Consider the following 25,350-nt stretch of genomic DNA (forward strand, 5'->3'; position numbering starts at 1 on the left):
CCTAGAGCAGAAGCTGGTCGGCTATCGCCGCCAGATCATCGAATATCAGGGTTCCCGCTGGCAACGGCTTGGCCAGCGTGCGCTCGCCCTTGCCGGTCTTCACCAGAACGGGTTGGCAATGGACGGCCAGGGCGGCTTCCAGGTCACCCTTGCTGTCGCCTACGAACCACACACCTGCCAGTTCCGTGCCGTAGTGCGCAGCGATCTGCAGCAGCATGCCCGGCTTGGGCTTGCGGCAGTCGCAGCCATCGTCCGGGCCGTGCGGGCAATGCACGATCAGGCCGACTTCACCGCCCTGCTCTGCCACCAGTTGGCGCAGGCGTGCGTGCATGGACTCCAGTGTGGCCAGGTCGTAATAGCCGCGCGCCAGGCCCGACTGGTTAGTGGCTACGGCCACGGTCCAGCCGGCGCGGCTCAGGCGCGCGATGGCGTCGATGGAGCCGGGAACCGGGATCCATTCGTCGAGAGATTTGATATAGGCGTCGGAGTCTTCATTGATGACGCCGTCGCGGTCGAGAATCAGCAGTTTCATACGCGTACCAGGGTGACCGGGCGGCCTTGCGCCGCCCGGTTGGCCGTCAGCCCAGCAGGGAGATATCGGCGACGCCGAGGAACAGGCCACGCAGCTGGTTGAGCAGCGCATAGCGGTTGGCGCGCACCGAGGCATCCTCGGCATTCACCAGCACGGCCTCGAAGAACGCATCCACCGGCTCACGCAGGGCGGCCAGGCGCTCCAGCGACTCGCGGTAGCAGCGCGCGGCGGCCATCGGTTGCACGGCCTGGGCGGCCTGCTGGATCGCCGAGTACAGGCTGAACTCGGCCGGGTTGTCGAAGTAGTGGGCTTCGGCGCTGGCGGCGACCTGGCCTTCGTACTTGCTCAGCAGGTTGGACACGCGCTTGTTGGCGGCAGCCAAGGCGGCGGCTTCCGGCAGCTTGCGGAAGGCCTGCACGGCCTGCACGCGCTGGTCGAAGTCCAGCGGCGCGGCGGGCTTGAGCGCACGCACGGCCTGGTACACGGCAACGTCCACGCCTTCGTCTTCGTAGCGTGCACGCAGGCGGTCGAAGATGAAGTCCAGCACCAGGCTGGCCAGGCCTTCGGCCTTGACCTTGTCGCCGTACAGGCCGATGGAGAAGGCCACGGCCTCGACCAGGTCGAGGTCCAGCTGCTTCTCGATCAGGATGCGCAGCACGCCCAGCGCCGCGCGACGCAGGGCGTAGGGGTCCTTGGAGCCGGTCGGCAGCATGCCGATGCCGAAGATGCCGACCAGGGTGTCGAGCTTGTCGGCTACGGCCACGGCAGCGCCGGTGAGGGTCTGCGGCAGCTCGGCGCCAGCGCCACGCGGCATGTACTGCTCGTTCAGCGCCTGGGCCACGTCGTCGGCTTCACCGTCGTGCTTGGCGTAGTAGTAGCCGGCGATGCCCTGCATCTCCGGGAACTCGCCGACCATCTCGGTGGCCAGGTCGCACTTGGAGAGGATGCCGGCACGCGCCGCGCGGGTGGCGTCGCCGCCAGTGCGCTCGGCGATGAAGGCGGCGAGCTTGGAGACGCGCTCGGCCTTGTTGAACACGCTGCCGAGCTGGGCCTGGAACACCACGTTGGCCAGGCGCTCGTTGCGCTTCTCCAGCGGCTGGCGCTTGTCCTGCTTGAAGAAGAACTCGGCGTCGGTCAGGCGCGGGCGTACGACTTTCTCGTTACCGGAAACGATCTGCGCCGGGTCTTTCGACTCGATGTTGGCCACGGTGATGAAGCGCGGCAGCAGCTTGCCGTTGCCGTCGACCAGGCAGAAGTACTTCTGGTTGTCCTGCATGGTGGTGATCAGGGCTTCCTGCGGCACGGCGAGGAAACGCTCCTCGAAGGAGCAGACCAGCGGCACCGGCCACTCGACCAGGGCGCTGACTTCATCGAGCAGGGCCGGTGGGACGATGGCGGTGCCGTTCTCGGCGCGGGCCAGTTCCTCGACACGAGCGGCGATCTGCTGGCGGCGCTCGGCGAAGTCGGCGACCACGTAGGCGGCGCGCAGGTCTTCGGCGTAGCTGGCCGGGCTGCTGATCTGTACGTCACGGTTGGCGTGGAAGCGATGGCCACGCGAGATGCGGCCGGACTTCTGGGCGAGGATTTCGCAGTCGACCACGGCGTCGCCGAACAGCATCACCAGCCACTGGGTCGGACGTACGAACTCGTCCTTGCGCGCGGCCCAGCGCATGCGCTTGGGAATCGGAAGCTCGCCGAGGGAAGCCTCGACGATGCCCGGCAGCAGGCCGGCGGCCGGCTGGCCGGCGATCGACTGGCTGAATTTCAGTTTCGGACCGCTGGTGTCGATCTGGCTCAGCTCGACGCCGCACTTCTTGGCGAAGCCAAGGGCGGCCTGGGTCGGGTTGCCATCCTTGTCGAAGGCGGCTTGCACGGGCGGGCCGTCGAGGTTGACGGTGCGGTCCGGCTGCTGCGCGGCGAGCTGTTCGACCAGCACGGCCAGGCGACGTGGCGCGGCGTAGTAGCGGGCCTTGGCATAGCTCAGGCCGGCGCCCTTGAGGCCTTTTTCCACGCCGGCGAGGAAGGCTTCGCCGAGGCTTTTCAGAGCCTTGGGTGGCAGCTCTTCGGTGCCCAGTTCAACCAGAAAATCCTGAGCACTCATTATTCGGCCTCCTTCAGCTTGGCCAGTACTTCGTCACGCAGTTCGGGGGTGGCCATCGGGAAGCCGAGCTTGGCGCGGGCCAGCAGGTAGCTCTGGGCGATGTTCCGCGCCAGGGTACGCACGCGCAGAATGTACTGCTGGCGCGCGGTCACCGAGATAGCGCGGCGGGCGTCGAGCAGGTTGAAGCTGTGCGAGGCCTTGATCACCATTTCGTAGGCCGGCAGCGGCAGCTGCAGTTCCATCAGGCGGTTGGCTTCGGACTCGTAGAAGTCGAACAGGTCGAACAGTTTGTCGACGTTGGCGTGTTCGAAGTTGAAGGTGGACTGCTCCACTTCGTTCTGGTGGAACACGTCGCCGTAGGTGACCTTGCCGAACGGGCCGTCGGAGTAGACCAGGTCATACACCGAGTCGACGCCCTGCAGGTACATGGCCAGGCGCTCGAGACCGTAGGTGATCTCGCCGGTGACCGGGTAGCACTCGACGCCGCCGACCTGCTGGAAGTAGGTGAACTGGGTGACTTCCATGCCGTTCAGCCACACTTCCCAGCCCAGGCCCCAGGCGCCGAGGGTCGGCGATTCCCAGTTGTCCTCGACGAAGCGGATGTCGTGCACCAGGGTGTCGACGCCGATGCGGCGCAGCGACTCCAGGTACAGGTCCTGGATGTTCTCCGGGTTCGGCTTGAGCACCACCTGGAACTGGTAGTAGTGCTGCAGACGGTTGGGGTTCTCGCCGTAGCGACCGTCAGCCGGGCGGCGCGAGGGCTGCACGTAGGCGGCGTTCCAGGTCTCCGGACCGATGGCGCGCAGGAAGGTGGCGGTGTGGAAGGTACCGGCACCCATCTCCATGTCGTAGGGTTGCAGGATCACGCAGCCTTGCTCGGCCCAATAGCTTTGCAGGGCGAGGATCAGGCCTTGGAAGGTGCTCACGTCGGGCGTTGTTTGGCTCACGAATTCCACCGGTGTCGAGGCGTTTGCAATAAAGCCGGGCAGTATACCCGATCAACCCCGCGCGGGAGGTGGCGGCAGGCATACTCCGTCAGCCCTGCGCGCACGCATGCTGAGTACCCTGTAGCATTACCGCCCCTTGCCGGTCTCGGCAGCGTTTATTCAGGCCCTTGTCATGTCAGTCGAACCCCAGCCCTCCGCCGCCACAGCCGCCCGCGACGAGTTTCTCGCCCTGCTGGAAACCAGCGTGGTGCAGAACACCCTGGTCAAGCTGCTGCTGAGCAAGTACCAGGGCGAGGAAGCCGAGCTGCAGCGCCTGACCATTCGTCCGGTCACGGTCAAAGGCCAGGCCTGCCTGTCGTTCGTCTCGACCTACAAGACCCGCGATATCACCAAGAACCTGCCCGTGGCCGAAGCCCTGGCGCATATCGCCAGCCTGCTGCCGACGGCGTTCAAGAACGCCCACCTGCTGTCGCTGACCGACGATGTGCAACTGACCTTCGGCAAGAAGGACAAGGCGCGCCTGTTCGTCGGCAAGACGGTCGAGCGCGAAGCGCCGGCCGCCGGCCATGATCGGGAGAAGAAGCGCTTTCTCGAACTGAGCCGGCCGTTCCTCACCGATCTGGGCGTGACCACCGCCAAGCACGAACTGGTGCCGGCGATGGCGCGCAAGTGGAAGCAGATCAACAAGTTCATCGAGGTGTTTTCCCACGCCCTGAGCCATTCGCCGCTGCAGCAGCGTGATCCGCAGTTGCCGATCCATGCCGTCGACTTCGGTTCGGGCAAGGGTTACCTGACCTTCGCCATGCACGACTACCTGCGTAACAGCCTGGGCCTGCAGGGCCAGGTCACCGGCGTGGAACTGCGCGAAGACATGGTGCTCCTGGGCAACACGGCGGCGGCCCGCCTGGAGCAGCCAGGCCTGAGCTTCGAGCATGGCGATGTACGCACCTACACCCCGGCCGCCATCGACATCATGATCGCCCTGCACGCCTGCGATGTGGCCACCGACTACGCCCTGCACCTGGGCATTCGCAGCGGCGCGGCGATCATCATGTGCTCGCCCTGCTGCCACAAGCAGATCCGCCCGCAGATGCAGATGCCGAGCCTGCTCAAGCCCATGCTGCAGTACGGTGTGCACCTGGGCCAGGAAGCCGAGATGGTCACCGACAGCCTGCGCGCCCTGCTGCTGGAAGCCAGCGGCTATGAGACCAAGGTGTTCGAGTTCGTCTCGCTGGAGCACACCAACAAGAACAAGATGATTCTGGCGGTGAAGCGCCCCGAGCCGGTGGAGCCGAGTGCGCTGCTGGAGAAGATCCAGGGCATCAAGCAGTTCTACGGGATTCAGGAGCACTGCCTGGAAACCCTGCTGCAGGCGGACGGGCGTTTTTAACGGTCACCGCGCGCGCTGCGCTACAGTGCGGCACGACTCCCTCTGGATATAAACGCCATGCCCCGCTGCTTCTGGTGCAACGACGACCCGCTGTACATCGCCTACCACGACGAGGAATGGGGTGTGCCACAGCGCGACCCGCAGTGGCTGTTCGAGATGCTGCTGCTGGAAGGCTTCCAGGCCGGGCTGTCGTGGATCACCGTGCTGAAGAAGCGCGAGCGCTATCGCCAGGTGCTGTTCGGTTTCGATGCCGAGCGCCTGGCGGTGATGACCGACGAGGAGATCGAGGAGCGCATGCAGGACCCCGGCATCATCCGCAATCGCCTGAAGCTGCAGGCCGCACGCAAGAACGCGCGAGCCTGGCTAAAGCTGGAGGACCCGGCCGGCTTGCTCTGGTCCTTCGTCGGCGGCGCGCCGAAGATCAACCAGTTCAGCGGTCGCGGCGACGTGCCGGCGGTAACGCCGGAGGCCGAGGTGATGAGCAAGGCGCTGAAGAAGCTGGGCTTCACCTTCGTCGGCCCGACCATCTGCTACGCCTACATGCAGGCGGCGGGCATGGTCATGGACCACACCCGCGACTGCGATCGCTACCGCGCCCTCGGCGGCGCCGACTGAGGCCGCCGGCGCGGCTAGGCTGATCCCGACGGTCACAGCCGTTACAATGCCGGCCCAGCCAATTTTCAGGAGTCTTCCGTGGAGAAGCTCAAAGGTGCCCTGGTCGTCGGTTTCCTGCGACTGTTCGCTCTACTGCCCTGGAGGGCCGTGCAGGCGACAGGCTCTGCCATTGGCTGGCTTATGTGGAAGATACCGAACAGGACGCGCGAGGTGGTGCGCATCAACCTCGCCAAGTGCTTTCCCGAGCTCGACGAGGCGGCTCGCGAGCGCCTCGTCGGCGCGACTCTGCGTGATATCGGCAAGATATTCACCGAGAGCGCCTGCGCCTGGATCTGGCCGGTGGAGCGTACCCTCAAGCTGGTGAAGGAGGTGGAAGGGCTGGATGTGCTGCAGGATGCGCTGGCGTCAGGCAAGGGGGTGGTCGGTGTCGCCAGCCACTTGGGTAACTGGGAGGTGCTCAACCATTACTTCTGCTCCCTGTGCAAACCGGTGATCTTTTATCGCCCTCCCAAGCTCAAGGCTGTCGACGAGCTGCTGCAGAAGCAGAGAGCGCAGATGGGCAATCGGGTCGCCCCTTCGACCAAGGAGGGAATTCTCAGCGTGATCAAGGAAGTACGCCGTGGTGGTGTGGTGGGCATTCCCGCTGATCCGGAGCCCAGTCTTTCTGCCGGCGTCTTCGTCCCCTTTTGTGCCATCCAGGCCCTCACCAGCAAATTCGTACCCGGGATGCTTGCCGGCGGCAAGGCACGCGGAGTGATCCTCAACGCCGTTCGTCTGCCGGACAATAGCGGCTTCAGGGTGATCTTCGAGGCTGTACCCGAGGACATGTACAGTGAAAATCCTGAAATAGCGGCTGCTGCGATGAGCCGGGAGCTGGAGCGCTATGTTCGCGCTTACCCGAGCCAGTACCTGTGGAGCATGAAACGCTTCAAGAAGCGCCCCGAGGGTGAGAAGAAGTGGTATTGATGCGGGGCGCGATAGCTATTACCGTCAGAACAACTTCTTCGCTCGGAACAGGACAGGCATGGACAACAAGCGCGAGCACAAGAGATCCCCGCTGAAAGTCCAGTTACGCATCGACCATCCTATCCATGGGCGGATGATGGTAACGACCCGTGATATCTCGGAAAGTGGGGTGTTCGTGGTCATCGACGATGCCCAGCGCCTGCTGCAGATCGGCGAGGTGGTCAGCGGTCAGGTTCAGGGCCTGCCGATCCCGGCCCCAGTGGTTCAGATGCAGGTGGTGCGTTTCGAGCCCAGCGGCGTGGCGCTGATCTTCCAGCGCGAGGACTAACCGCTCGCGCTACCTGCCGTCTTCTCCAGACGGCGCAAGAACACCGTCATTTCTTTTTCCGTCTGCTTGTCACCGCGCTTGCGAGCCACTTCCAGGCCGTTGTGCCAGGCCTGGCGCGCCTCTTCCAGCATGCCCTGGCGCTGGCACGCCTGGCCGAGCAGTTTCCACGCCGCTGAATAGTTGGGGTCGAAGCCTAGGCACTTCTGCAGGTGCTCGGCAGCAACCTCGGGCTGGTTACCGTCGAGGTAGGACTTACCCAGGCCGAAGCGCAACAAGGCGTTGTCCACCCCGCGGGCCAACAGTTTTTCCAGGGAGTCCGGCGCTGTCATGCCATGGGCCTCGGTGAGAACTCGTTATCAGAAGAAGGTCAGTCCGACCTGGAACAGACGCTCCACGTCGCGGATGTACTTCTTGTCGACGAGGAACAGTATCACGTGGTCGCCGGATTCGATCACGGTGTCGTCGTGGGCGATCAGCACTTCCTCGTCGCGGATCACCGCGCCGATGGTGGTGCCCGGCGGCAGGGCGATCTCCTCGATCATCTTGCCGACCACCTTGCTTGAACGCGTGTCACCATGGGCAATGGCCTCGATGGCTTCTGCCGCACCGCGGCGCAGGCTGTGCACGCTCTCGATGTCGCCGCGGCGCACGTGGGTCAGCAAAGTGCCGATGGTGGCCAGCTGCGGGCTGATGGCGATATCGATATCGCCGCCCTGGACCAGGTCGACGTAGGCCGGGTTGTTGATGATGGTCATCACCTTGCGCGCGCCCAGGCGCTTGGCCAGCAGCGAGGACATGATGTTGGCCTCGTCGTCGTTGGTCAGGGCCAGGAAGATGTCGGCCTCGTTGATGTTCTCTTCCACCAGCAGGTCGCGGTCGGAGGCGCTGCCCTGCAGGACGATGGTGCTTTCCAGGTTGTCCGAGAGGTAGCGGCAGCGAGCCGGGTTCATCTCGATGATCTTCACCTGATAGCGGCTCTCGATGGCTTCGGCCAGGCGCTCGCCGATATGCCCGCCACCGGCGATGACGATGCGCTTGTAACTGTCTTCCATGCGCCGCAGTTCGCTCATCACCGCGCGGATGTGGGCCTTGGCGGCGATGAAGAACACCTCGTCATCCGCTTCGATCACCGTGTCGCCCTGCGGCATGATCGGCCGGTTGCGCCTGAAGATAGCGGCCACCCGGGTGTCGACGTTGGGCATGTGCTCGCGCAGCTGGCGTAGCTGCTGGCCAACCAGCGGGCCGCCGTAGTAGGCCTTGACCGCCACCAGCTGGGCCTTGCCCTCGGCGAAGTCGATCACCTGCAGAGCGCCGGGGTATTCGATCAGGCGCTTGATGTAGTTGGTCACCACCTGCTCGGGGCTGATCAGCACGTCGACCGGGATGGCCTCGTTATCGAACAGCGCCTCGCGGGTCAGGTAGGCCGACTCGCGCACCCGGGCGATCTTGGTCGGGGTGTGGAACAGGGTGTAGGCGACCTGGCAGGCGACCATGTTGGTCTCGTCGCTGTTGGTCACCGCCACCAGCATATCGGCGTCATCGGCACCGGCCTGGCGCAGCACGGTGGGGAAGGAGCCGCGGCCGACCACGGTGCGGATGTCCAGGCGGTCGCCGAGGTCGCGCAGGCGGTCGGCATCGGTGTCGACCACGGTGATGTCGTTGGCCTCGCTGGCCAGGTGCTCCGCCAGGGTACCGCCGACCTGCCCTGCGCCGAGAATGATGATTTTCATCGAGTAGCTCCGTTAGACCCTGTCTACGATATCGCGAGCTAGAGCCAGGCAAGGCGAAAGCGGGCGAGGAAGCGCAGTTTACAGACGGTAAATGAGCATTCCGAGTCCGCTTTCAATGCAGCTTGGCCGACGCGCAGCAGATCGTAGACAGGGTCTAGCCGCGTGGTACCGCGGAGATCTTTATCAGCTTGGCATAGTAGAAGCCGTCGTGGCCGTCGGTCTGCGGCAGCAGCTGGCGACCGTGGGCCTGCTTGAGGCCGAAGGCGCCGGGGATGTCCAGCTCACGCGCACCGGGGGTGCGGGCGAGGAAGGCGGCGATGTTGTCGCGGTTCTCTTCCGGCAGCACCGAGCAGGTGGCGTAGAGCAGCACGCCGCCGACCCCCAGGGTCGGCCATAGGGCATCGAGCAACTCACCCTGCAGTTTGGCCAGCGCGGTGATGTCGTCGGCCTGGCGGGTCAGCTTGATGTCCGGGTGACGGCGGATCACCCCGGTGGCCGAGCAGGGCGCGTCGAGCAGGATGCGCTGGAACGGCTTGCCATCCCACCAGGTGCTCACGTCGCGGCCGTCGGCGGCGATCAGGGTGGCTTCGAGCTTGAGGCGGTCGAGGTTCTCTTGTACCCGGGCCAGGCGCGCTGGCTCCAGGTCCAGGGCGATGGCTTCCTTGAGGCCTGGCTCGGCTTCGAGCAGATGGCAGGTCTTACCACCGGGCGCGGCGCAGGCGTCCAGCACGCGCTGGCCAGGCGCCAGGTCGAGCAGGTCGGCGGCCAGTTGGGCGGCCTCGTCCTGCACGCTGACACGGCCTTCGGCGAAGCCCAGCAGGGTCTTCACGTCACAGGGTTGCAGCAGGCGGATGCCGTCGCGGCTGAAGCTGCAGGGCTCGGCTTCGATGCCGGCGGCGCGCAGCTCGGTGAGGTAGGCATCGCGGCTGCTGTGGCGGCGATTGACCCGCAGAATTAGCGGCGGGTGCAAGTTGTTGGCGGCGCAGATGGCCTGCCAGTGCTCCGGCCAGTCGGCCTTCAGGCGCTTCTGCAGCCAGCGCGGGTGCGCGGTGTGTAGCACCGGATCGCGATCCAGTTCGGCGAACAGCGCCTCGTGATCGCGCTGGGCATTGCGCAGCACGCCGTTGAGCAGGCCCTTGAGCGAGGACTTCTTCAGCTTGTCGACGCAGGCCACCGTCTCGCCGATGGCGGCGTGGGCCGGGATGCGGGTATGCAGCAGCTGGTACAGGCCGACCAGCAGCAGGGCCTCGACGTCGCGGTCGGCGGCCTTGAACGGCTTTTGCAGCAGTTTGTCGGCGAGCAGCTGCAGGCGCGGCTGCCAGCGTGCGGTGCCGAAGGCCAGGTCCTGGGCCAGGCCGCGGTCACGTGCCTCGACCTTTTCCAGCAGCGGTGGCAGGCTGCTGCCCAGCGAGGCCTTGCCGTTGAGTACGGCGGCGAGGGCGCGAGCGGCAGCCAGGCGTGGATTCATTGGCCGAGTACCAGGCCGGGGGCGAACTGCTCGCGGCGGCTGTTGTACAGATCACTGAAGGCCAGCGGTTTGCCGCCAGGCAGCTGCAGGCGGGTCAGGCGCAGAGCGCCTTCGCTGCAGGCTATTGTCAGACCGTTCTTGTCGGCGGTGAGCACGGTGCCGGGCGCGCCGTTGCCCTCGCCCAGTTGCGCGGCCAGCACCTTGAGCGGTTCGCCGTTCAGCGTGCTGTGGCAGATCGGCCAGGGGTTGAAGGCGCGTACCAGGCGCTCCAGCTCATCGGCCGGACGGCTCCAGTCGAGGCGCGCCTCGTCCTTGTTCAGCTTGTGTGCGTAGGTGGCCAGGCAGTCGTCCTGCACTTCGCCCTTGAGCCCGCCAGCGGCCAGCTTGGTCACGGCCTCGACCACTGCCGCCGAGCCCAGCTCGGCCAGGCGGTCGTGCAGGCTGCCGCCGGTATCTTCGGCGGTGATGGTGGTGGTGACCTTGAGCAGCATGGGACCGGTGTCCAGGCCCGCTTCCATCTGCATCACGGTGACACCGCTGCTGGCATCGCCGGCCTGCACAGCACGCTGGATCGGCGCGGCCCCACGCCAGCGCGGCAGCAGCGAGGCGTGGCTGTTGATGCAGCCCAGGCGCGGGGTGTCCAGCACCACCTGCGGCAGGATTAGGCCGTAGGCGACCACCACCATCAGGTCCGGTTTGAGCGCGGTGAGCTCAGCCTGGGCGGCCGGGTCGCGCAGGGTCTGCGGCTGGTACACGGCGATATTGTGTTGCAGGGCCAGCTGCTTGACCGGGCTGGGCGCGAGCTTCTGCCCACGGCCGGCGGGGCGATCCGGCTGGGTGTAGACGGCGACGATGTCACGTCCTGCATCGAGCAGGGCCTGCAGATGGCTGGCGGCGAATTCCGGGGTGCCGGCAAAGACGATGCGCATGATTCACTCACATGAAAAGAAAAAGGCTTGCCGGAGCAAGCCTTTGGGATTCGGGTTCAAGCCTGCTGGCGGTGCTGTTTTTCCAGCTTCTTCTTGATCCGGTCGCGCTTGAGGTTGGACAGGTAGTCGACGAACAGCTTGCCGTTGAGGTGATCGCACTCGTGCTGGATGCACACGGCGAGCAAGCCTTCGGCGATCAGTTCGTAGTGGTTGCCATCGCGATCCTGGGCCTTGATCTTGACCTTCTGCGGGCGGTCGACGTTCTCGTAGAAACCGGGCACCGACAGGCAGCCTTCCTGATACTGGTCCATTTCCTCGGTCAGCGACTCGAACTCGGGGTTGATGAACACTCTTGGTTCGGACTTGTCCTCGGACAGATCCATCACCACCACACGCTTGTGCACGTTGATCTGCGTGGCCGCCAGCCCAATGCCGGGGGCGGCATACATGGTCTCGAACATGTCGTCGATCAGCTGCGATAGAGCAGCATCGAAGACGGTCACCGGCTTGGCGATGGTGCGCAGGCGCGGATCGGGGAATTCGAGGATGTTGAGAATGGCCATGGCTGTTTGTGATGCACTTGTGGAATAAAGTAAAAAACCGCTGCTAAGATGATGAGCAGCTTTGAAAAACGGCTCAAAAGCCGCGGATTTTGCGGCTTGTAGGCGCCAGCCACATAATAAAGGGATTCACCGCATGAGGAAATCACTACTCGCCCTGCTGCTGGTCGCTGCAGGCGGTCTGGCACAGAGTGGCCTGGCCCTGGCCGAGGTCAAGCTCAAGGAAGGTCATCCGGACCGTTACACCGTGGTCAAGGGTGACACCCTGTGGGACATCTCCGGCAAGTTCCTCAGCCAGCCGTGGAAGTGGCCCGAGTTGTGGCATGCCAACCCGCAGATCGAGAATCCTCACCTGATCTATCCGGGCGACACGTTGAGCCTGGTTTATGTGGATGGTCAACCTCGCCTCGTGCTCAACCGTGGCGATTCCCGTGGCACCATCAAGCTCTCACCCAAGGTGCGCAGCACCCCGATGGCTGATGCCATCCCGACCATCCCGCTGGACAAGATCAATAGCTTCCTGCTGACCAACCGGATCGTCGATTCGTCCGAAGAGTTTGCCGGGAAGCCCTATGTGGTTGCCGGTGAGCGCGAGAGTGTGATCAGCGGTGCGGGCAATCGCATATACGCCCGTGGTGGGTTCGAGGAGGGCCAGAGCGTCTTCGGCATCTTCCGCCAAGGCAAGACCTATACCGATCCGGAAACCAAGGAGTTCCTTGGTATCAATGCGGACGATATCGGTACCGGCGAGATCGTTGCCGAGGAAGGCGACATCGCCACCTTGAATCTGACGCGCTCCACCCAGGAAGTCCGTCTGGGCGACCGCCTGTTCCCTACCGAAGAGCGTGCGATCACCTCAACCTTCGTGCCGAGTGAGCCTCCGACCGATGTCAACGGCGTGATCATCGATGTACCTCGTGGTGTCGCGCGGGTTGGCCAGTACGATGTTGTCACCATCAACAAGGGCAAGGTTGATGGCTTGAATGAAGGTAACGTACTGGCTATCTACAAGACAGGCGAGACCGTACGTGATCGGGTCAGCGGTGATTCGGTGAAGATTCCGGATGAGCGCTCCGGCCTGCTGATGGTATTCCGCTCCTACGAGAAGCTCAGCTACGGCTTGGTTCTCTATGCCACCCGCGACCTGGCGGTGATGGACAAGGTGAAGAACCCGTAAGACAAACCCCCGCCTCGGCGGGGGTTCTGTTTTCTGTACGACGATCAAGGATGATCGCATGCCACAGCTCTCTCCCTCCGAACTGGAGGCGCGACTGCGTCTCCACAGCCTTCCTGAACTGGGACCGAGGCGATTTCGCCGGCTACTGGACGCCTTCGGCAGTGCCTCTGCGGCCTTGAGTGCTCCTGCCGCGGCTTGGCGATCCCTGGGATTGCCTGCCGTCTGTGCCGAGCCCAGACGCAGCTCGGAGATTCGCGAACAGGCGGCCAGCACCCTGCGCTGGCTGGAGCAACCCTTCCACTCGTTGCTCATGTTCGATGATCCGGCTTATCCCGCCCTTCTTGCCGAACTCGTCGATGCGCCGCCGGTCCTGTTCGTGGCGGGAGCCCCCGCCCTGCTCGAGCGCCCACAACTGGCGGTGGTTGGCAGCAGACGGGCATCGCGCCCTGGCCTCGATAGCGCCTATGCCTTCTCTCGCATCCTCGCTGGCGGTGGTTTCGTCATCACCAGCGGGCTGGCTTTGGGCATAGACGGAGCGGCACACCAGGCTGCCTTGGATGTGAATGGGTCGACCGTTGCCGTGCTGGGCACCGGGCTACGGCATGTCTATCCACGTCGGCACGAAGGGCTTGCCGTCCGTATCATTGATCAGGGCGGTGCGCTGGTTTCGGAGCTGCCGCTGGACAGCCCTCCTCAGGCAAGTAACTTTCCCCGGCGTAACCGGATCATCAGCGGCCTGTCGCTGGGTGTCCTGGTGGTCGAGGCCAGTCCTTCGAGTGGTTCGCTGATCACTGCGCGTCTGGCAGCCGAACAGGGGCGTGAGGTATTTGCCATTCCCGGTTCGATTCATCATCCCGGGGCCCGTGGCTGTCATCAGCTGCTCCGCGAGGGGGCAACGCTAGTGGAAGATGTCGAGGACATCCTCCAGGCCCTGCGGGGATGGCAACGTATTTCGCCACAAGAGACCAATTGCGCCGGCGAATCCGATCACCCCCTGCTAGAACAATTGCGCGCCGCACCGCAGACCAGTGAAGGGTTGGCGCTGGCCTGCGGGCTCGAGCTGGGTGAAACGCTGGCCGCGTTGACCGAGCTTGAGCTGGAGGGCCTAGTTGCCTGCGAGTCGGGGCGCTGGGTACACCGCTTGCCTTGAGCTGGGTAAACTCGTCGCCAGACAAACGATCGAGGTCGAGCATGCGAAGCAGTTGGCGAGTTCAGCAGGTGGCAAGGGTGGTCCGGGAAGGCGGTGTCATCGCCTACCCTACCGAGGCTGTCTGGGGGCTGGGCTGCGATCCATGGAACGAGATGGCGGTGGATCGCCTGCTGGCACTCAAGGACCGACCTGTGCACAAGGGGCTGATCGTGGTGGCGGACAACATCCGCCAATTCGATTTCCTGCTCGATGATCTGCCCGAACGCTGGATAGACCGTCTGTCCAGCACCTGGCCCGGGCCGAATACCTGGCTGGTTCCGCACCGTGAACGCTTGCCGCTCTGGGTTACCGGGCAACATGACAGCGTTGCCCTGCGAGTCAGCGATCATCCTTTGGTAAGAGAGCTATGTGCCTTGGTGGGGCCATTGATCTCCACCTCGGCGAATCCTGCCGGCCGTCCGGCCGCCCGTAGTCGCCTGCGTGTCGAGCAGTACTTTCCGCGCCAGCTGGATGCGGTGCTGGGCGGGGCGCTGGGCGGCCGCAAGAACCCAAGCCTCATTCGTGACCTGCGGACAGGAGACGTGATACGCCCTTCCTGAGCCCATAGTGGAATAGCAGATGATGGTTGTTCAGCGCCGTAGCCGGGTGCCAGAATCCTGAAGTTGCGGCTCAGCACAGGGTTCTCATGGACGACATCAGCCCCTCCGATCTCAAGTCGATCCTGCATTCCAAGCGCGCCAACCTTTACTACCTGCAGCACTGCCGAGTGCTGGTCAATGGCGGCCGGGTCGAGTACGTCACCGATGCCGGCAAGCAGTCGTTGTACTGGAACATTCCCATTGCCAACACCACCACGATCCTGCTCGGCACCGGTACGTCGATCACCCAGGCGGCGATGCGTGAGTTGGCCAAGGCTGGTGTGCTGGTCGGCTTCTGCGGAGGAGGTGGCACGCCGTTGTTCTCGGCCAACGAGATGGACGTGGAGGTCGCCTGGTTTTCGCCGCAGAGCGAATACCTGCAGAAATGGGTCGGCTTTTGGTTCGATGACGGCAAACGGCTGGATGCGGCCAAGGCCTTTCAGCTCGCCCGCCTGCAACGCATCCGCAGCAGCTGGCTGGGCAGCAGGCCGTTGAAGGATGCCGGTTTCCTGGCCGATACCACGGCGCTCGAGCGTGCTCTCGAAGCCTCGCAGATCGCCATTCAGGGCGCACCGGACAACACCTACCTGCTCACAGAAGAAGCACGCCTGAGCAAGCAGTTGTTCGCGCTGGCAGCACGCGCGGTGAGTTATGGCGATTTCACACGCGCCAAGAAAGGCAGCGGCAGTGATCCGGCCAATCGCTTTCTCGATCATGGTAATTACCTGGCCTACGGCCTGGCCGCCAGCGCTACCTGGGTACTGGGCATACCCCACGGCTTGGCTGTGCTGCACGGCAAGACACGGCGTGGTGGCCTGGTGTTCGACGTGGCCGATCTGGTCAAGGATGCCACCATCCTGCCGCAGGCGTTCGTCAGTGCAGTGCGCGGCGATGAGGAGCAGGAGTTTCGCCAGGCCTGCATTGAAAGCCTGACGCGAAACGAGTCACTGGATTTTATGATCGACGCGCTCAAGGCTGTGGCCGAGCAGGTCGGCGCATGAACATCCTGCTGATCGCCCAGTGCGATAAACGCGCGCTGGTGGAAAGCCGCCGCATCCTGGACCAGTACGCCGAACGCCGTGGCGAACGCACCTGGCAAACGCCCATCACCCAGGCCGGGCTCGACACGCTGCGCAAGCTGCTGAAGAAGACCGCCCGACGTAATACGGCGGTGGCCTGCCATTGGATACGCGGCAAGGATCACAGCGAGCTGCTGTGGATCGTCGGCGATGCCAGCCGCTTCAACGAGCAAGGCGCGGTACCCACCAATACCACCCGGCGCGATGTGTTGCGCAAGGGCGACGAAAACGACTGGCACAGCGCCGAGGACATCAAGCTGCTGGCGCAAATGGCCGCGCTGTTCCATGACATCGGCAAGGCCAATGTGGCGTTCCAGGCCAAGCTGCGTGGCAAGGGGCCGCTGGCCGATGCCTATCGGCACGAATGGGTGTCACTGCGCCTGTTCGAAGCCTTCGTCGGCAGCGGCAACAGCGATGCCGACTGGCTGCAACGCCTGATCAGCGATGACGATGACAGCTGGTTCGCACGATTGCGTGCAGACCATCCGCAGGCGCAACCCGGCCCGTTCACCAGGAATCATCTGCCGCCACTGGCCCAGGCCATCGGCTGGCTGATCGTCAGCCATCATCGCCTTCCGACCGGCGACCTGGCAGCGCCGGGATTGAAGCTGCTGCCCTTATCCATCCGGGCCGACTGGTGCGGCGCCCGCAACGAGGCGACCGCGGCAGAGAAAGCTGCCTGCTGGCAGTTTCCTGCCGGGCATCTGCCGTTCTCCAGCAAGGCCTGGACAAGCCGCACCGCCGCTTGCGCGCAGGCCCTGCTCGACCGACCGGGGCTACTGCAACGCGCCAGCGAGCTGCTTACAGATCCCTACCTCATGCACCTGTCGCGCCTGGTGCTGATGCTCGCCGACCATCACTATTCGAGTCAGCCAGCCAATCCACGCTTGGGCGATCAGGGCTTCCCCGCCCACGCCAACACCGAAAAGGGTGGTGCACTGAAGCAACGTCTCGACGAGAATTTGCTCGGTGTTGCACTGGGCGCGCGACGCATTACCGGCATGCTGCCGCGTCTGGAACGCAGCCTGCCACGTATCGCCCGGCACAAAGGCTTCAAGCGTCGTGCCGCGGATGAGCACTTTCGCTGGCAAGACAAGGCCTTCGATCTCGCCTGCGGGCTGCGCGAGGCATCTGCCCGCCACGGCTTTTTCGGCGTCAATCTGGCCTCCACCGGTTGCGGCAAGACCCTGGCCAACGGCCGTATCCTCTACGCCCTGGCCGACCCGCAGCGCGGCGCGCGCTTTAGCATTGCTCTCGGCTTGCGTACGCTCACCCTGCAGACCGGCGAGGCTTATCGGGAAAAACTCGGCCTCGGCGAAGACGACCTCGCCGTGCAGGTTGGCGGCCTGGCCGTGCGCGAGCTGTTCGAACTCGGCGCCCGCCAGCGCCAGGCCGAAGCGCGGGGCAGCGAGTCCATCGAAGCGCTGGTCGATAATGGCCACGTACATTACGAAGCCAACCTCGAAGATGACCCGCTAAAGGACTGGCTGCAGCACGATCCGTTGGCGCACAAGCTGGTCAGCGCTCCCGTTCTGGCCTGCACCGTCGACCATTTGATCCCGGCCTGCGAGAGCACGCGTGGCGGTCGGCAGATCGCACCGATGCTACGCCTGCTCACCTCTGATCTGGTACTTGATGAGCCGGATGATTTCGACCTTGCCGACCTGCCCGCGCTGACCCGCCTGGTGCACTGGGCCGGTCTGCTTGGCAGCCGTGTGCTGCTGTCTTCCGCCACCCTGCCACCGGCGCTGGTGCGCGGATTGTTCGAGGCCTACAGCGCTGGCCGCGCCGCCTATCGCAAGCACCGCGGTGAACCGGGTACGACTGCGGATATCTGTTGCGCCTGGTTCGACGAGTTTGGCTGCCGAACATCGAATCACATGGATGGCAACGCCTTCGTGGAGCAACACAACGCCTTTATCCACACGCGTCTGGCTGCGCTGAGCAAACAGCCGGTGCGCCGTCGTGCACGCATCGTGCCCATCACCAGCAGTAGCCGGGAGCGCAGCGTCATCTGCAGTGAACTGGCCAGGCAACTTCCAGCCTGGATGAACGAGCTGCACCAGCAGCATCACAGCACCGCAGCCGACGGCCAGCGCGTCAGCTTCGGTTTGGTGCGCCTGGCCAATATCGACCCGCTGATCGAACTGGCCCAGGCGCTCTATGCCCAGGGCGCTGCCGAAGGCATGCGTGTACACCTGTGTGTCTATCATTCGCGCTTTCCGCTGCTGCTGCGCTCGGCCATCGAACGGCAACTGGACGGTTTGCTGCGCCGTCATGAGCCGCAGGCAATCTTCAGCCAGCCAAGCATGCGTGATGCCCTGGAGCGCTATCCCGAGCGCGATCACTTGTTTGTCGTGCTCGCCTCACCCGTTGCCGAGGTAGGCCGCGACCATGACTACGACTGGGCCATCGTCGAGCCGTCCTCGATGCGTTCGATCATCCAGTTGGCCGGGCGCATTCGCCGCCATCGCCCCGGCGCTTGTGAGCAGGAAAACATCTACCTGCTGTCTCACAATCTCCAGGCCTTGCAGGGCGCTCCGGTCGTCTTCACTCGACCAGGATTCGAGAGCGAGCGATTCCGCTTGGGCAGCCATGATCTGCACGAACTGCTACCTGACGGCACGCTTGCCATCGACGCCGCACCGCGAATTGTTGAACCGGTAACGCTGCAGCCGAAAACCCGCCTGGTGGATCTGGAGCACGCACGCCTGCGCGCCGAGCTGCTTGCCGAAGGTGCCAGCAACACGGCCTTCACCGCGCCACTCTGGTGGCAGAGCCCTGCCGCACTCAGCGGCGTGTTGCAGCTAGCGAAACCTTTCAGACGCAGCCAACCGCGACTCGACTACGCCCTGCTGCCAGATGACGATGATCAGCTGCCGTTCATCTTTCACCGCGCTGAAAACGACGGCTGTTGGCGAACACTGGGCAACCTGCTCGACGATTTGCCACTGGAACATGGCCCCCGTGTTCACAGTTGGGGGCATGCCGGCTATGAGGAAGAACTGATTTCACTGGCCGACCAGAAAGGCCTGACGTTGAGCGCCTGCGCCATGCGCTACGGGCGCGTAAGCCTCTCCTGTGACCGCAATGACAGCGGTACGCTGACGGATCGCGCCTGGCGCTGGCATCCTCGCCTCGGTTTCGTCAGCAAAAAATAATCCTCATGATCGTGAGGATTTTAATTCGATACACCATGGAATTCCTTCAATCCTCACGATCATGAGGATTGGCTTGCCTAAAGACCCTTTGCATGCCAAATTCCTCACGACCATGAGGATTAGCCATGCAGACCACGCTCAAGAACGCTACTGAACTCGGCAGCCTGATCCGCCTTGCGCGCAAGGCGCAGAACATCCGCCAAGACGATGCTGCCGGCAGCATCGGTGTCAGTGAGAATTTCCTCGGCAAGGTCGAGCGCGGCAGCGAGAACGTGCAGTGGGGCAAGCTGTTCCAGGTAATGGATGGTCTGGGCATTCGATTGATCGTCGATCTGCCGGATGAAGTCACGGCACTCCCCTCCGAGCCCGATGCATGAAGCGAGAACTGCTGGCCTGGATCGGCAACCGTCTGGTCGGGCATCTGCGCGACGACAACGGCATCTGGAGCTTCAGCTATGCAGATGGCTGGGCCGATTTCGATCTTTGCCCGAATCTGCCAGCGAAAAACCGAACCATCGTCGATGGCAGCAGCCATCGTCCGGTGCAGTGGTACTTCGACAACCTGCTTCCCGAGGAAGGCCAGCGTCAGCTGCTGGCCGGCGATGCCCGTCTGGACGCCAGCGATGCCTTTGCCCTGTTGACGCATTACGGTGCGGAGTCGGCCGGCTCGCTGACCCTGCTTCCGCCGGGGCAAGAGTTGCCGGAGGGTGCATTGCGCCCCCTCCCCGACGCCGATCTGTCGCGCCGTATTGAAGCCATGCCACGCCTGCCGCTGACCCATGAGGCGAACAAACGCATGTCACTGGCCGGCGCCCAGCACAAGCTGGCCGTGGTCTTCGATCAGGCCGAGCTGTACGAGCCGGTTGGTGCCTTGCCCTCCACCCACATCCTCAAACCCGATCACCCCGAGCAGGCCTTCGCCCATTCGGTGATCAACGAATGGTTCAGCATGCGCCTGGCCGCTTGCGTCGGCCTTTCGGTGCCACAGGCCAGCCGTCTGTATGTGCCGCAGCCGGTTTACCTGATCAAGCGTTTCGACCGCGAGCAACGTGGAGGAAACTGGCAGCGCCTGCACAGCATCGATGCCTGCCAGATGCTCGGACTGGATCGTCACTTCAAGTACCAGGCTGGAAGCATCGAGCGTTTGGCAGAGCTGTCGAGCCTGACTACGGCGCCAGCCATCGCTCGCACACGGCTGTTCGGCTGGCTGGTTTTCAACGTACTGCTGGGCAATACCGATGCACACTTGAAGAACATCAGCTTCCTGGTTACTGCACGGGGCGAGCAGTTGGCACCGTTCTATGACCTGCTCTGCACTGCGGTATACGAGACACGCGCCTTCGACCAGGACCGCTGGCCCCAGGCAACGACCCTGGCCTGGCCAATCCTCGGCGAAGCCAACCTGGCACGTATCGCCCGTAGTCATCTGCTCGACGCTGCCGAAGCGCTCGGCATAAAGCGCTCGCCCGCCAACGCACAATTGCAGCGCATGCAGGAACGTATCGTTGCTGAGGCGGATGCATTACTGGTGGAAGTGGAGCAGGAGAATGCGCAGATATCGGCAGGGCGCCCAGAGCTGCGTGCCACTTTTGCTGGTGAAATGCGCTGCCTAAGGGCAATTCGGGCGCTGATTGCGGAGCAGGCCCAGCGCTTGGCGGACTGAGTGGCAAAGAAATTGATCAATGCCTCTGAAGAGCATGATACGTAGCGTGCTTTGGTCGCAGGCCTACGGCCTTGTATAGCTATTGGCCATTAGCTATGTTCGGGGCTCGGACAGCCCAGGATGTCCACCTGGCTAGGTCCATGGCCAACAAGGAGGTGCCTTTTGCGCGATTCTGCTCCTGTCACCACTGCTGCACTCCGCGACCTGATCCACACCTTCATTCACACCCGCCTGCAGGCCAAGCTCGACAAACTGGCCGACGACGATCCCAAGCACCAACAGTTGCTCGAAGACCACCGCCCAGAAATCTGGCTAACCGACGCAGCAAGGCGCGTGGCGCAGATCCAACTCGCCACCCACACTCTGAAACCTATCCACCCGGATGCCCGTGGCAGCAACCTGCATGCTTCCCCAACCGAAAGAGAATTGCCGGGTCTGGTTTCCAGCCATTGCCTTGCGGGGCAATGGGACGATGATGTGGTGGGCAACGCGGCAGCACTTGATGTATTCAAGTTCCTCAAGCTGGAACATGACGGCCGCACCTTGCTGCAGCGCGTTCTGGAACATGACAGCGATCTGCTCGCTGCGCTTAGCGACGATGCCGAACAAGCCGAGGCATGGCGCAGCAGCTTCGCAGCCATCACCGAAAGCCGTGGCCCGGCGACCTCCCATACCCTGGCCAAGCAGGTTTACTTCCCCCTACCGGACGGCAGCTACCATCTGCTGGCACCGCTGTTCCCCACCAGCCTGGTGCATCGAGTGCAACAGCGCATGCGCGCCGATCGCTTCGGCGATGCAGCGAAAGCAGCACGTGATGCGCGAAGAGCCAAACAGCCTTCCGAGCATGGCTACTGCGAATACCTCGATCTGGCGATTCAGAAGTTCGGCGGCACCAAACCGCAAAACATCAGCCAGCTGAACAGCGAACGCTACGGCGAAAACTGGCTGCTCGCCTCATTGCCGCCGCAATGGCGCAGCCTCGATCTGCAGTCACCGCTGCGCCGCGACTCTGCCTTCGAGTTCATCTACCGCAACAGCAAAGTTCTGCGCGCCCGGGTTGCCGAACTGCAGCACTTCCTGCGGGTGACGGCGCACAACAACTGGCAGATCCGCAACAAGCGCGCCCGCCTGCTCGGCGAGATCACCGATGCGTTTCACCAGTACGCCGCCGAGCTGCTGGAGGCCAATCGTAGCGAGACGCTGGCGTCCGGCTGGAGCGCGCATCCCGATTGCCGCCTGGACGACAGCGAGCGCCACTGGCTCGACCCGCTGCGCGTTCATCAGGACGCAGAATTTCAGAGCACCCATCTCTGGCGTGACTGGCCGGAGCAGGCCAGCAAGCGCTTCGGCAACTGGCTGAACGGCAAGCTCGACCACGATGAGCTGCGCCTGGCGCAACCCGAGGTTGAGCACTGGAGTGGCGTGCTGCACGACGAACTACGGATGTTCAAGGAGATCCTCGACGATGGACGCGCCTGAAGCCCTGCTCCTGCTGCCGCGCTTGCGCGTGCAGAACGCCAACGCCATTTCCGGCCCGCTGACCTGGGGCTTTCCGGCGGTCACTGCCTTCACCGGCTTCGTCCACGCTCTGCAACGCGCGCTGCGTGAAGAGATGGAGATCAGCCTGGATGGCGTGGCCATCGTCTGCCACCAGCACCAGGCGCAGACCTCCCAGCCGGCAGGCAAACGCACCCAGGTGTTCCACCTGTCGCGCAACCCGGTCGGCAAGGATGGTTCGACCTCCGCCATCGTCGAAGAAGGCCGCATCCATCTGGAAATCAGCCTGCTGATCGGTGTGACGGGTGACGCCCTGTACGACGGCATGCTCGATCATCAGAGCATCGCTCAGCGCGCCTGGGACGTTGCCCTTGGCATGCGCCTGGCCGGTGGCAGCCTGCTACCGCCGACCGGGAAGCTGGGCTCGCGCAGCCAACCCGTTCTCGCACCCTGGCCCGGCACAGTAGATGAAGAAGCACGACTGAGCCGTCACCTGGGACAACGCCTGCTGCCCGGTTTCGCGCTGATTCCACGCGACGACCTGCTGGCCCGTCATACCGCCGCCTCGCAGGAGAAAGATCCCAGCCTGACCACGCTCGACGCCCTGCTCGATCTCTCGCGCCTGAACATCGAGCCGCCCGGCTCGCTGGATGAAAGCGGCGAGCCACGGGAACACTGGCAAGTGCGCCAGCGCAGCGGCTGGCTGGTGCCCATCCCCGTTGGCTACCGCTCGCTGTCGGCGCATGAGCCCGGCAGCGTGCGCAATGCCCGCGACCGCAGCGTGCCGTTCCATTTCGTCGAAAGCCTCTATGGCCTGGGTGAATGGCGCAGCGCGCATCGTTTCAGCGATATCCGCCAACTGCTCTGGTATCACCAGACCGAAGCCGACCTGTACCGCTGCACCGCCCCCTTTCTCGATCTCGAAGCCCTCGCATAAGGACGTCCGACCATGGCCAAGAACACCGAACTGACCACCGCCTCCGTACTCGCCTTCGAGCGCAAGCTCGACCCCTCCGACGCCCTGCTCTACGCCGGGCGCTGGAGCGAACGCGATGCAGGCACCTGGCAACCCGTGCCGATCCGCGAGAAGTCCGTGCGAGGCACCATCTCCAACCGCCTCAAGACCAAGGACCGTGACCCGGCCAAGCTGGACGCTTCGATCCAGTCGCCCAACCTACAGACCGTCGACGTCGCCGCCCTGCCTGCCGATGCAGACACGCTGAAAGTACGCTTCACCCTGCGCGTACTGGGCGGTGCCGGCATACCTTCGGCCTGCAATGACGCGGACTACCAGAACAAACTGCTAAGTACCGTGCGTGCCTATGTTGACACCCAGGGCTTCGCCGAACTGGGTCGCCGCTACGCCGCCAACCTGGCTAACGGCCGCTTCCTCTGGCGCAATCGCATCGGCGCCGAAGCCGTCGACGTGCGTATCTCCCGGCTGCAGAACGGCGAAGCAGCACAGCGCTGGGCATTCGATGGCCTGGCCTTGTCACTGCGTGATTTTGCCAGCCACAAGGACGTCGACAGCCTGGGCGCGGTGATCGCCGACGGCCTGGCCGGCAAGGGCCACCTGCTGCTGGAAATCGTTGCCTTCGTGCGCATCGGCGATGGCCAGGAAGTATTCCCGTCCCAAGAGCTGATCCTCGACCGTGGCGACAAAGGCGGCAAGAGCAAGACGCTTTACCGCGTACGCGATGTGGCCGCGATCCACTCACAGAAGATCGGCAACGCCCTGCGCACCATCGACACCTGGTACCCGGAGGCCGGTGAACTCGGCCCCATCGCCGTCGAGCCCTATGGCTCGGTGACGTCCCAGGGCAAAGCCTATCGTCAGCCCAAGGACAAGGCCGACTTCTACAGCCTGTTCGACGCGTGGGTGCTCAAGGACGCCGTGCCGGCAACCGAGCAGCAGCACTATGTGATCGCCAACCTGATCCGTGGCGGCGTGTTCGGGGCGGCCGAGGAGAAGTGATATGGACCACTACATCGACCTGACGCTGCTGCCAGACCCGGAATTTCCGGCCACGCAGTTGATGAGCGCATTGATCGCCAAGCTGCACCGTGGCTTGCACGACCTACGCCGTAGCGACGTGGGCATCAGCTTTCCCGATGTGGCAGGCGCTACTCATGGTCTTGGCCAGCGGCTACGCCTGCATGGTTCGGTCGAGGCCTTGGACAACCTGCTGGCGCTGAACTGGCTGAGCGGCATGCGCGATCACATACGCCTGAGCGAACTGGCGCCAATCCCTGCGCAGGTGCAATGGCGCTGCGTCAGCCGCGTGCAGGTGGACAGTAGCCCGGAGCGAGCCCGCCGGCGCCTGGTGAGGCGCCACGGCATCAGCGATGCCGAAGCCCGGCAGCGCATTCCCGACAGTGCAGGTAAACGCTGCGAGCTTCCCTATGCAACCCTGCGCAGCAACGGCAATGGCCACAGCTTTCGCCTGTTCATCCGGCATGGACCGCTGCTCCACGCACCTACTGCAGGTTCTTTCAACGCCTATGGCCTCAGCAGTACCGCGAGCATTCCCTGGTTCTGACCCTCTTTTGGGATGTAATACGCAGGCCCTTTGAAATCAGTTACTTGCATGGGACTTCGGATAAAGGGCTATTTGCTGGTACGGGCTGTTTGATCTTTAACAATCAACGAGTTAGCTGATTATCAACCTACTGCACTGCCGTATAGGCAGCTCAGAAACTGACCGCCCGCAAGGCGGACAACAGCAACGGCTGCACTGCCGTATAGGCAGCTCAGAAATGAAGCGCGGCACGCAGCAGGGCATGGGGCGCGCTGCACTGCCGTATAGGCAGCTCAGAAACGGAAGTCCTCAAGCGATCCGAACGTATCAGCCTGCACTGCCGTATAGGCAGCTCAGAAATGCGCGTAATCGTGACGGAGTGAACATGGCAGCTGCACTGCCGTATAGGCAGCTCAGAAAGGTTGAGTGCCGTGTCCAACGCCGCATCGCCCCTGCACTGCCGTATAGGCAGCTCAGAAAAGTACCCAGGAATCAGCGCGAGGATCTGCTCACTGCACTGCCGTATAGGCAGCTCAGAAATATGCCCGCAAATCCTACTCACCACATCTGCCCTGCACTGCCGTATAGGCAGCTCAGAAAGATGCTCAGTGTGTTCTCGACCGCGTTGTTGACTGCACTGCCGTATAGGCAGCTCAGAAACGAGCCGCCGTGCATCATCAGCCGCGTACGCACTGCACTGCCGTATAGGCAGCTCAGAAATTCGACGTCGAGTTTTCGGACGGATCTGTCATCTGCACTGCCGTATAGGCAGCTCAGAAATCTACCACGCCGTTGGCACCGTCAAAGGCACCCTGCACTGCCGTATAGGCAGCTCAGAAAACTCCGAGCAGAACGCGGCATGCTCAACCTGCCTGCACTGCCGTATAGGCAGCTCAGAAA

Annotated in this window: 23 protein-coding genes and 1 CRISPR repeat array (1 of these 24 running past the window's edge); of the genes, 15 read left to right on the forward strand and 8 right to left on the reverse strand. The window is 63.6% G+C overall.

Translation table 11 applies throughout. The features are described 5' to 3' along the window. Position 1: 1 nt before the first annotated feature. From gmhB to glyQ, 3 genes are read right to left on the reverse strand one after another with little or no spacing between them, the layout of a single operon-like run. The gene (gmhB, locus tag IB234_RS02725) at positions 2-532 is read right to left on the reverse strand and encodes a D-glycero-beta-D-manno-heptose 1,7-bisphosphate 7-phosphatase (protein WP_192313460.1); all 531 of its coding nucleotides are present in this window, start codon (positions 530-532) and stop codon (positions 2-4) included. A 46-nt stretch (positions 533-578) separates the two neighbouring features. After that, entirely contained in the window at positions 579-2,633 is a 2,055-nt protein-coding gene (gene glyS, locus IB234_RS02730; RefSeq protein ID WP_192313462.1) for a glycine--tRNA ligase subunit beta, read from the reverse strand. Next, positions 2,633-3,580, reverse strand: coding sequence for a glycine--tRNA ligase subunit alpha (gene glyQ / locus IB234_RS02735; RefSeq protein ID WP_192313464.1), 948 nt, complete (start codon positions 3,578-3,580; stop codon positions 2,633-2,635). The genes glyS and glyQ overlap by 1 nt, the downstream gene beginning before the upstream one ends. 172 nt (positions 3,581-3,752) lie before the next feature. Between glyQ and IB234_RS02740 the strand changes: the two genes are divergently transcribed. The 4 genes from IB234_RS02740 (at position 3,753) to IB234_RS02755 (ending at position 6,879) form a co-directional block, all read left to right on the forward strand. Next, positions 3,753-4,970 (forward strand): class I SAM-dependent methyltransferase, encoded by a 1,218-nt coding sequence (locus IB234_RS02740; RefSeq protein WP_192313466.1) that lies wholly within the window; start codon positions 3,753-3,755, stop codon positions 4,968-4,970. Between the two features lie 57 nt (positions 4,971-5,027). Further along, complete coding sequence (locus IB234_RS02745; protein ID WP_192313469.1) at positions 5,028-5,585, forward strand: DNA-3-methyladenine glycosylase I; 558 nt, start codon at positions 5,028-5,030, stop codon at positions 5,583-5,585. 78 nt (positions 5,586-5,663) lie between these two features. Continuing rightward, positions 5,664-6,551, forward strand: coding sequence for a lysophospholipid acyltransferase (locus IB234_RS02750; RefSeq protein ID WP_192313471.1), 888 nt, complete (start codon positions 5,664-5,666; stop codon positions 6,549-6,551). A 58-nt stretch (positions 6,552-6,609) separates the two neighbouring features. Then, the gene (locus IB234_RS02755) at positions 6,610-6,879 is read left to right on the forward strand and encodes a PilZ domain-containing protein (protein ID WP_192313473.1); all 270 of its coding nucleotides are present in this window, start codon (positions 6,610-6,612) and stop codon (positions 6,877-6,879) included. Here IB234_RS02755 and IB234_RS02760 read toward each other — a convergent pair. From IB234_RS02760 to def, 5 genes are all read right to left on the reverse strand, one after another. Then, the gene (locus IB234_RS02760) at positions 6,876-7,208 is read right to left on the reverse strand and encodes a tetratricopeptide repeat protein (protein WP_192313476.1); all 333 of its coding nucleotides are present in this window, start codon (positions 7,206-7,208) and stop codon (positions 6,876-6,878) included. The genes IB234_RS02755 and IB234_RS02760 overlap by 4 nt on opposite strands. 27 nt (positions 7,209-7,235) lie before the next feature. Beyond that, a complete protein-coding gene (trkA, locus tag IB234_RS02765; RefSeq protein WP_192313478.1) occupies positions 7,236-8,609 on the reverse strand; it encodes a Trk system potassium transporter TrkA in 1,374 nt (457 codons plus the stop codon). Positions 8,610-8,763: 154 nt separating this feature from the next. Continuing rightward, positions 8,764-10,077 (reverse strand): 16S rRNA (cytosine(967)-C(5))-methyltransferase RsmB, encoded by a 1,314-nt coding sequence (gene rsmB, locus IB234_RS02770; RefSeq protein ID WP_192313482.1) that lies wholly within the window; start codon positions 10,075-10,077, stop codon positions 8,764-8,766. Continuing rightward, positions 10,074-11,006 (reverse strand): methionyl-tRNA formyltransferase, encoded by a 933-nt coding sequence (fmt, locus tag IB234_RS02775; protein ID WP_192313486.1) that lies wholly within the window; start codon positions 11,004-11,006, stop codon positions 10,074-10,076. Before fmt ends, rsmB begins: the two co-directional genes overlap by 4 nt. A 56-nt stretch (positions 11,007-11,062) precedes the next feature. Further along, positions 11,063-11,569, reverse strand: a complete 507-nt coding sequence (def, locus tag IB234_RS02780) for a peptide deformylase (protein ID WP_192313489.1) — start codon at positions 11,567-11,569, stop codon at positions 11,063-11,065. 133 nt (positions 11,570-11,702) lie between these two features. Between def and IB234_RS02785 the strand changes: the two genes are divergently transcribed. The 11 genes from IB234_RS02785 (at position 11,703) to cas6f (ending at position 24,471) form a co-directional block, all read left to right on the forward strand. Beyond that, the gene (locus tag IB234_RS02785) at positions 11,703-12,743 is read left to right on the forward strand and encodes a LysM peptidoglycan-binding domain-containing protein (protein WP_192313491.1); all 1,041 of its coding nucleotides are present in this window, start codon (positions 11,703-11,705) and stop codon (positions 12,741-12,743) included. A gap of 58 nt (positions 12,744-12,801) precedes the next feature. Beyond that, entirely contained in the window at positions 12,802-13,893 is a 1,092-nt protein-coding gene (dprA, locus tag IB234_RS02790) for a DNA-processing protein DprA (RefSeq protein WP_192313504.1), read from the forward strand. 41 nt (positions 13,894-13,934) lie between these two features. Then, positions 13,935-14,492 (forward strand): L-threonylcarbamoyladenylate synthase, encoded by a 558-nt coding sequence (locus tag IB234_RS02795; protein WP_192313525.1) that lies wholly within the window; start codon positions 13,935-13,937, stop codon positions 14,490-14,492. An 86-nt stretch (positions 14,493-14,578) separates the two neighbouring features. After that, positions 14,579-15,532 carry a type I-F CRISPR-associated endonuclease Cas1f gene (gene cas1f / locus IB234_RS02800; RefSeq protein ID WP_192313530.1) on the forward strand — a complete coding sequence of 318 codons (954 nt, stop codon included), beginning with the start codon at positions 14,579-14,581 and terminating at the stop codon, positions 15,530-15,532. Beyond that, positions 15,529-18,771, forward strand: a complete 3,243-nt coding sequence (cas3f, locus tag IB234_RS02805; RefSeq protein ID WP_192313533.1) for a type I-F CRISPR-associated helicase Cas3f — start codon at positions 15,529-15,531, stop codon at positions 18,769-18,771. The genes cas1f and cas3f overlap by 4 nt, the downstream gene beginning before the upstream one ends. A 125-nt stretch (positions 18,772-18,896) precedes the next feature. After that, positions 18,897-19,148 carry a helix-turn-helix domain-containing protein gene (locus IB234_RS02810; RefSeq protein ID WP_192313537.1) on the forward strand — a complete coding sequence of 84 codons (252 nt, stop codon included), beginning with the start codon at positions 18,897-18,899 and terminating at the stop codon, positions 19,146-19,148. Then, positions 19,145-20,434, forward strand: coding sequence for a HipA domain-containing protein (locus IB234_RS02815; protein ID WP_192313540.1), 1,290 nt, complete (start codon positions 19,145-19,147; stop codon positions 20,432-20,434). Before IB234_RS02810 ends, IB234_RS02815 begins: the two co-directional genes overlap by 4 nt. A 162-nt stretch (positions 20,435-20,596) precedes the next feature. Then, a complete protein-coding gene (gene csy1 / locus IB234_RS02820) occupies positions 20,597-21,913 on the forward strand; it encodes a type I-F CRISPR-associated protein Csy1 (protein WP_225580217.1) in 1,317 nt (438 codons plus the stop codon). After that, positions 21,900-22,868 (forward strand): type I-F CRISPR-associated protein Csy2, encoded by a 969-nt coding sequence (gene csy2 / locus IB234_RS02825; RefSeq protein ID WP_192313546.1) that lies wholly within the window; start codon positions 21,900-21,902, stop codon positions 22,866-22,868. The genes csy1 and csy2 overlap by 14 nt, the downstream gene beginning before the upstream one ends. Before the next feature lie 12 nt (positions 22,869-22,880). Beyond that, positions 22,881-23,906, forward strand: a complete 1,026-nt coding sequence (gene csy3, locus IB234_RS02830) for a type I-F CRISPR-associated protein Csy3 (RefSeq protein ID WP_192313549.1) — start codon at positions 22,881-22,883, stop codon at positions 23,904-23,906. A gap of 1 nt (position 23,907) precedes the next feature. After that, positions 23,908-24,471 (forward strand): type I-F CRISPR-associated endoribonuclease Cas6/Csy4, encoded by a 564-nt coding sequence (cas6f, locus tag IB234_RS02835; protein ID WP_192313552.1) that lies wholly within the window; start codon positions 23,908-23,910, stop codon positions 24,469-24,471. A gap of 130 nt (positions 24,472-24,601) precedes the next feature. After that, a CRISPR array of direct repeats spans positions 24,602-25,350; the repeat unit is 28 nt; unit sequence CTGCACTGCCGTATAGGCAGCTCAGAAA (it continues 240 nt past the right edge of the window).

The organism is Pseudomonas sp. PDM16, from assembly GCF_014851865.1.
GTDB lineage: Bacteria > Pseudomonadota > Gammaproteobacteria > Pseudomonadales > Pseudomonadaceae > Aquipseudomonas.

Excerpts from the sequence above, each read along its gene's own strand:
- gmhB (WP_192313460.1), bottom strand. The coding sequence starts at position 532 with ATGAAACTGCTGATTCTCGACCGCGACGGCGTCATCAATGAAGACTCC.
- glyS (WP_192313462.1), bottom strand. The coding sequence starts at position 2,633 with ATGAGTGCTCAGGATTTTCTGGTTGAACTGGGCACCGAAGAGCTGCCA.
- IB234_RS02740 (WP_192313466.1), top strand. The coding sequence starts at position 3,753 with ATGTCAGTCGAACCCCAGCCCTCCGCCGCCACAGCCGCCCGCGACGAG.
- IB234_RS02745 (WP_192313469.1), top strand. The coding sequence starts at position 5,028 with ATGCCCCGCTGCTTCTGGTGCAACGACGACCCGCTGTACATCGCCTAC.
- IB234_RS02755 (WP_192313473.1), top strand. The coding sequence starts at position 6,610 with ATGGACAACAAGCGCGAGCACAAGAGATCCCCGCTGAAAGTCCAGTTA.
- IB234_RS02760 (WP_192313476.1), bottom strand. The coding sequence starts at position 7,208 with ATGACAGCGCCGGACTCCCTGGAAAAACTGTTGGCCCGCGGGGTGGAC.
- trkA (WP_192313478.1), bottom strand. The coding sequence starts at position 8,609 with ATGAAAATCATCATTCTCGGCGCAGGGCAGGTCGGCGGTACCCTGGCG.
- rsmB (WP_192313482.1), bottom strand. The coding sequence starts at position 10,077 with ATGAATCCACGCCTGGCTGCCGCTCGCGCCCTCGCCGCCGTACTCAAC.
- fmt (WP_192313486.1), bottom strand. The coding sequence starts at position 11,006 with ATGCGCATCGTCTTTGCCGGCACCCCGGAATTCGCCGCCAGCCATCTG.
- def (WP_192313489.1), bottom strand. The coding sequence starts at position 11,569 with ATGGCCATTCTCAACATCCTCGAATTCCCCGATCCGCGCCTGCGCACC.
- IB234_RS02785 (WP_192313491.1), top strand. The coding sequence starts at position 11,703 with ATGAGGAAATCACTACTCGCCCTGCTGCTGGTCGCTGCAGGCGGTCTG.
- dprA (WP_192313504.1), top strand. The coding sequence starts at position 12,802 with ATGCCACAGCTCTCTCCCTCCGAACTGGAGGCGCGACTGCGTCTCCAC.
- IB234_RS02795 (WP_192313525.1), top strand. The coding sequence starts at position 13,935 with ATGCGAAGCAGTTGGCGAGTTCAGCAGGTGGCAAGGGTGGTCCGGGAA.
- cas1f (WP_192313530.1), top strand. The coding sequence starts at position 14,579 with ATGGACGACATCAGCCCCTCCGATCTCAAGTCGATCCTGCATTCCAAG.
- cas3f (WP_192313533.1), top strand. The coding sequence starts at position 15,529 with ATGAACATCCTGCTGATCGCCCAGTGCGATAAACGCGCGCTGGTGGAA.
- IB234_RS02810 (WP_192313537.1), top strand. The coding sequence starts at position 18,897 with ATGCAGACCACGCTCAAGAACGCTACTGAACTCGGCAGCCTGATCCGC.
- IB234_RS02815 (WP_192313540.1), top strand. The coding sequence starts at position 19,145 with ATGAAGCGAGAACTGCTGGCCTGGATCGGCAACCGTCTGGTCGGGCAT.
- csy2 (WP_192313546.1), top strand. The coding sequence starts at position 21,900 with ATGGACGCGCCTGAAGCCCTGCTCCTGCTGCCGCGCTTGCGCGTGCAG.
- csy3 (WP_192313549.1), top strand. The coding sequence starts at position 22,881 with ATGGCCAAGAACACCGAACTGACCACCGCCTCCGTACTCGCCTTCGAG.
- cas6f (WP_192313552.1), top strand. The coding sequence starts at position 23,908 with ATGGACCACTACATCGACCTGACGCTGCTGCCAGACCCGGAATTTCCG.